Annotated in this window: 3 protein-coding genes and 1 pseudogene; 3 read left to right on the top strand and 1 reads right to left on the bottom strand. The window is 68.9% G+C overall.

What is annotated here, in order from left to right; all coding sequences use genetic code 11:
• A partial coding sequence (locus ETD96_RS39775) for a serine hydrolase domain-containing protein (protein WP_138641649.1) occupies window positions 1-1,113 on the top strand: 1,113 nt, incomplete at its 5' end.
• Window positions 1,114-1,296: 183 nt separating this feature from the next.
• A pseudogene (locus ETD96_RS47985) lies at window positions 1,297-2,388 on the top strand (IS630 family transposase).
• A gap of 30 nt (window positions 2,389-2,418) precedes the next feature.
• On the opposite strand, the gene ETD96_RS39765 reads toward ETD96_RS47985, so the two are convergent.
• Window positions 2,419-2,913, bottom strand: a complete 495-nt coding sequence (locus tag ETD96_RS39765) for a TetR/AcrR family transcriptional regulator (protein ID WP_240808560.1) — start codon at window positions 2,911-2,913, stop codon at window positions 2,419-2,421.
• A 123-nt stretch (window positions 2,914-3,036) separates the two neighbouring features.
• Here ETD96_RS39765 and ETD96_RS39760 point away from each other — a divergent pair, with 123 nt between their 5' ends.
• Entirely contained in the window at window positions 3,037-3,474 is a 438-nt protein-coding gene (locus ETD96_RS39760; RefSeq protein WP_138641647.1) for a hypothetical protein, read from the top strand.
• Window positions 3,475-6,013: the final 2,539 nt, after the last annotated feature.

The following is a 6,013-nucleotide window of genomic DNA, read 5'->3' as shown; positions in this document are numbered from 1 at the left end:
GTCGACTCGGTGTTCCAGATCGGGTCGGTCACCAAGACGCTGACGGCGACACTGGTGATGGGGCTCGTCACCGAAGGGCTGGTGGAACTCGACGCCCCGGTGGACAGCTACCTTCCCGGGTTCCGGAAGGCGACCGTCCGGCAGCTGCTGTGCCACACGGCCGGGTTCGAGGGAGACGTGTTCACCGACACGGGCAAGGGAGACGACTGCCTGGAAAGGTACGTCGAACTGCTGGCCGACGTGCCGCAGATCTTCGAGCCCGGGGAGATGTTCTCCTACAACAACGCGGGCTACAGCGTGCTCGGGCGGATCGTCGAGGTAGTGCGGGGCGAGCCGTTCGACCAGTGCATGCGGGACCACCTGTTCACGCCCCTGGGCATGACGCACGCGGCGACCGATCCGTACGAGGCGATCCTGCACCGCGCGGCAGTGGGGCACCTCGACGGACGTCCCGCCCCGGTCTGGGCGATGGCCCGCTCGAACGCACCCGCCGGGTCGATGCTCGCCATGACCCCGCGCGACCTGCTGGCCTTCGCCCGGTCGCATCTCACCGACGACAGCCTGCGGGCCATGCGGGAGCCGCAGGTCGCCCTACCGGACATCGACTGGGGGACGGCCTGGGGCCTGGGCTGGACGCTCTACGACCTGCCGGGCGGCCTGGTATTCGGCCACGACGGCAACACCATCGGGCAGTCGGCCGTCCTGCGGATCGACCCCGACCGCGACGTGTGCGTGGCGGTCTTCACCAACGGCGGCGACCGCAAGCCGCTGATGAAGGAGATCCTGGGCAGAATCGTCGAGGTGCCCGCCGAGCCCGTCCCGAACCCCACAGCACGCCTGGACGCCCGGCGCTACACGGGCGTCTACCGGTCGAGCACAAGCGAAACCACGGTGAGCACGGACGACCAGGGACGGCTGTGGCTTGAGCAGATCCCCCTCGGCCTCGCGGTAGAACTCGGCGACAAGCCCTACCGGACGGAACTGCTCAGCTGGCGAGGAGACTCCCTACTGCCTGCAGAGCCCGGCCACGGCCCCGTCGCCTTCCTGGGCGACGACGACGAAGGCCGCGCCCGCTACCTGCACACGGGCAGAGCCGACGTCCGCACCCGCTGACGAACACCACCATCCCCGACACCGGCCTGACTGCATCAGCCCCACCACCTAATGCGGTGACCACATGCGTTCGCAGGGTTGGTGACACCCGGTCGCGGGGTTTGCCGGCCTCAGTCTCGATAGCGACCACATCGCTGTTGAGAGTGAGGCCATCGGGCGGCAGAGCCGGTTCGGGCACGGCAACTGACTGACCAAGAAGGTCAGCGGTTGACCCAGATCATGCGGCGAGGCAAAGGCGAGTCGATCCGGATTCGCCGGGCGATGATGATCACGGCGTCTGCGTCCGGGACACCGGTGTCGGCGATTGCCCGGCTGGTCGCCGCGGAAGAAGACACCGTCCGGGATGTGATCCACGCGTTCAACGAGCGCGGGCTAGCCTGCCTGGCCCCTAAGTGGGCGGCCGGCCGTCCCCGCCTGATCAGCAACGATGACATCGCCTTCATCGTCGAGACGGCCACCACGCATCCGGTCGAGCTGGAACGTCCGTTCACGCACTGAAGCGTCCGCAAGCTCGCCGATTATCTGGCGGCCGGGGCCCCTCGCACCATCGATATCGGCCTGGAACGGCTCCGGCAGATCCTGCGGCTCACGCGCAATCTCCTTCGAGCGCACCCGGGCCTGGAAGGAATCGTCCGATCCGGACTCCGATGCCAAGCTGGATCGCATCAAGCACGTCACCAGCCGTTTCCCCGATCGGACTTTCGTTTTCGACCAGTTCGGGCCGCTATCGATCCGCCCATGCCACGTGTCGGCGTGGGCGCGCCGTCCCGGCCGGACCGGCTGCCGGCGACCTACCGGCGCACCCACGGCGTCCGTTACCTCCACGGTTTTTACTCCCTGGGCGATGACCAGTTGGGGGTGTGATCCGCAGACGCAAGGGCGGCGATCACTCACTCGCCGCGCTCAAGTCGATCCGGGCCGCGCGCCCCGACGGCGCACCCATCTACGTGATCATGGACAACCTGTCGGCGAACAAGACCCCGGCGATCCGCACTTGGGCGAACAAGAACAAGGTCGAGTTGTGCCTGACACCGACCTACGCCTCGTGGGCGAACCCGACCGAAGCACAGTTCGGGCCCTTGCGGACCTTCGTGTGATGGGCGATACGAGCCATCCCGACCACACCGTGCTCGCCCGCAGGCTGCACGCGTCCCTGCGGTGGCGCAACGCCAACGCCCGCCACCCCGACGCCCTGGCCGCCAACGCCGCGAACGCGCCCGCATCCGCAGCGAACGACAACAACGCTTGGCCCGCCCACGCACCAAGGCAACGTGACCAAACCGGCAAACGTTCATGGACACCGCATTAGCTGCCCGCATCGTGGAACGCGTCGATGCCCTTGTGCCAGGTGGTGTCGAGATCCGCGTCGGGTGGAAAGCGTTGGTTCAGTTCGAGGATGACCATGCCGTGCGTGAAGGCCCAGATGGCCCGTGCGCGTTCGTGGTCACCGCCGGTGGCGTCGAGAAGCGGCATTGCGGCCGCCTCCTCGACGCCGGGGGTGAGCAGGTCGCGGCGCAGGGGCCGCTCGGTCATCAGCCGGTAGAGGTTCGGCTGGCGGCGCGCGAAGTCGCGGTACGCGGCGGTGAGGGCGGCGATCGGCGCGTCGGATCGATGGACGGCCTGCGCGAACAGTTCGGCCTGCTCCTCGAAGCCGACCGAGATCAGCGCCGCCTCCAGTGCCTGCTTGTCGCGGAGGTGCTCGTAGATCGAGGAGGCGCGGATCCCGAGCTGGGCGGCGAGCCGACGCATCGATAGCGCATCGGGGCCCTCCTGCTCGAGGAGCTGCCGCGCGGTCTGCACGATCTCCCGGGCTCGGGGGGTGAGCCGACTCAGTGCGTGGGAAGCCATCCGTCCCGCCTTTCCAGTTCACCCTAACGCTGTTAGGGTAGCGTCCTAACACCGTTAGGGAGAAAGGTGACATCGATGCCCGCTCGTGCCCAATCCATTCACGTCGAGACCGACACCGGCTCCGCGCGGATCCGTGACCGCGTCGCGCGGGCCCTGCTCGTCCTCGCTGCCGCCGGGGCCGCCGCCGCGGTGGCCGGCGCAGTGGGCGACGTCGCGGACGCCGGACCCGCCACACGCATGGTCGAGACCTGGCGCATGCTCGGTTTCGGTGTCTTCGCGGGCGTGTTCCTGCTGCTGGGCTACCGCCCCCGGCTCTACGCCGGGATCTGGGAGCTCGCCATCCTCAACAAACTCGGCCTGACCCTGGCCGCCCTGTCCTTCGGCAGCGAGACCGACGGCGCCGGCGCAGCGCTGATCGCCGACGGAGTGGTCACGCTCATGCTGCTGGCCGCGTATGTGCTCAGCCGGGGCTGGACGGCCTGGTCGGCCTCAAGAGCTCAACAGGCACGGTGAGCAGCCTCGGCCGCGAGGACGGCGGCCTGCCCTCGGCTCCTCACCCGGTGGCCTTGAGGAATCGCGTCCGCGATGGAGGCAGCGGCTTCGGCGCTTGTCCCTCCGCCCTCAACGCTCACGGCGAACGCCAGGTCGGCGCGGTAGTCGATGAATCATGCGCGGGTGGGCGGGTCGCCACCTTCCCCGAATTCCGCCGTTCCGGTCTTGCCCGTCGTCCCGGACGGGAAGGCGACGTCCTCCGCGGTCCCACGGACCCCGACCGGCGTGTCACCAACCCGGCGAACGTATGTGATCAGCGCACTAGGCCACTCTCGTGAAGCTTCGCGAGAGCATCCGTCGCGCCGCCAGCCTTCACCTGGCGACATACCGACATGCCGATCGGCAAGCGACCACCTTGCACCGGACAGACCGATGGTCGCCCGACGGAAGCCTGCGAAGCCCCTGGTCGGCGAGGGGCATGGCGCCGTGACGTGAAACGCCACCAGGACCGAAGGATAAGAGCACACGCCATGGACAGCATGGTGCGGAGTCCTACTTCCCGGAATCGCTTCCGAAGCGGCGTCGCCGGGTCGATCAGGCCCTGGTCAGAGGGTTATCCACCTCATAGCTGCTTGGGTGATCGCCGCAGCGGCTGGCATCTCCAGGTCAGCGAAATGCACTAGATGCTCGACACCCCGCCCCGGAAGGTGCGTGAGGGTGGCCAGCCCATGCCGAACGGGTCGAGGTGATCAGGCCACCGCTGCCGAGCGCACATTAGCTGCGGCTGACCAGGATGACCCAAGTGCTGCCAGCCGTGGGTGGCCACGCTGGTACGCACCATCTTCGACCAGACCCCTCATCGAGACCGGCAGTCTGGGAGGCGAGCTGGTCCGAGGAACCCCAGTGGCCCGAGGGGTCCTGGTGGTCGGAGCAGCCGGACTGGTTCGAGCGCGGCGCAGGACGGCCCCCGCCGCGAACCCGGCCAGCGCGAGGCGAACCGGCGCGAGGGCGGGTCCCGCGCGCGGCGCGAGGCGGAGGAGCGGCCAGCCCCCCACGAGGTGACCCGAGCCGCCCGCCGGACAGTGTGACGGGGCGGGCTGACCCGTCCACCAGGAGGCGCAAGCCGCCCGGCGCGACGGGCGGTCCGACCCGTTCGCCGTGCGCAGTAAGGCTCCGGCCGCGCCCCCCTCTTCGAGGCCCGCCGCCGAGGAAGCCCGTGCTGAAGGACAAGCCTCCTGACGCGACAGAGCACCTGGACCAGGCTCTGAACCCGGTCTGCTGAGCCTCCACCGCGTTGCCGTCGCAGCCATGGCGGCGGAGCAGGGCCAACAATTCGAAGGCAGCCGGATGAGGAGATTCGCCAGCGGACCGAGGTGGGTCGGGATCTTCCCTGCTCGAGCCGCGCTCCTCCGCCTCGTTGACGTCGTGCTGATGGAGCAGACAGCCGAGTGGACCGGGGTTGGCCACCACATGGGCCTGCAGTTTCCGGCCAGAACTCGGGCTGCACGAGGAGGACGGCAGGCACCACACCATCGACAACCGCGAGCTCGCTGCTTAACCTGCGACAACAGGCTCACACGAAGATCAACTATTACACCACTCCCCGCCGGACGTGACCGCCGTGCCGCGCCCCCCACCCGAACTGAGGACCGGGGGACGGAAGTGGCGCAAGATCGGCGTGGTGCGGCAGGCCCGCGCCCACCACGATCAGCGGCCCGCCGACCTGCGACAAACCCAGCTGTCCGGTCGGCCAGAAGCAGCACCTGTTCATTGCCCTCGTCCTCATCGGCCCGTCAAGGCGGTGTGCGCGCGGCTCCCGCGCCACGGCCGCCGCGACCTCGCGCTCGTCCGGCGGGCGCGGGAGCAGGGTCCCCGAGGCGCTCACCGTCTGGCGGGGCGGGGACCTCGCAGGCGACGCGTCCCGCGAGAACGGGCAGCGCGAGGTCGGCGCACTGCGGACCGTCCAGTGTCGGCCTGCTGGGCGGTGTAGCCGCCGACGATGGCGTCCGCGCCGGGCACCGCGTCACCTTCTGGCGGGGGGGTTAGGAGAGGGCGACCGTCGTACTGGGGGTCTCGACGTCCAGGCCCGTCGCGTGCACATCTTTTAGCCCGGATCTCCGTCTCCTAGCTCGGCAGTTCGTGACCGGTGGCTGGCTCGGCAGCGTCCTCGGCTCGCGCGGGCGCGGCGGCAGGTGGCCTGTTCCTGACCAGAACGGCCGCATCACGCTGGTCGCCCCCTGTGCCTTGACCATCACGATGTCGGTGGCGGAGCTACGAAGAACGCACGGAACCCCGCACACCGAGCCGCGGACGTGAAGTCGCTAAAGGACTGGACATCCATCAAAGATCGGACGGCTGCCAAGGAACTCCGCACCTGACATCCCTTGGGCGCTACCCGCTTTGACTCCCCTGCCGCTGGTATTAGGTCGCCGAAGTCGCCGATGGATCTGCTTCAGGGTGAGGCGGTACTCGCTTTGGCTCCTCTGCAGTTGGCGTTAGGGGCCGGCGGTTTGGCGGCGGCTTCTGGGGGTGGTTGGTCGGGTGCGGCGGGGGCGTGGGT

Origin of the sequence: Actinomadura geliboluensis (assembly GCF_005889745.1) — a bacterium.
Taxonomy (GTDB): domain Bacteria; phylum Actinomycetota; class Actinomycetes; order Streptosporangiales; family Streptosporangiaceae; genus Spirillospora; species Spirillospora geliboluensis.
Note: the sequence above shows the minus strand (reverse complement) of the source record. Positions and strands in the feature narration are given on the sequence as shown.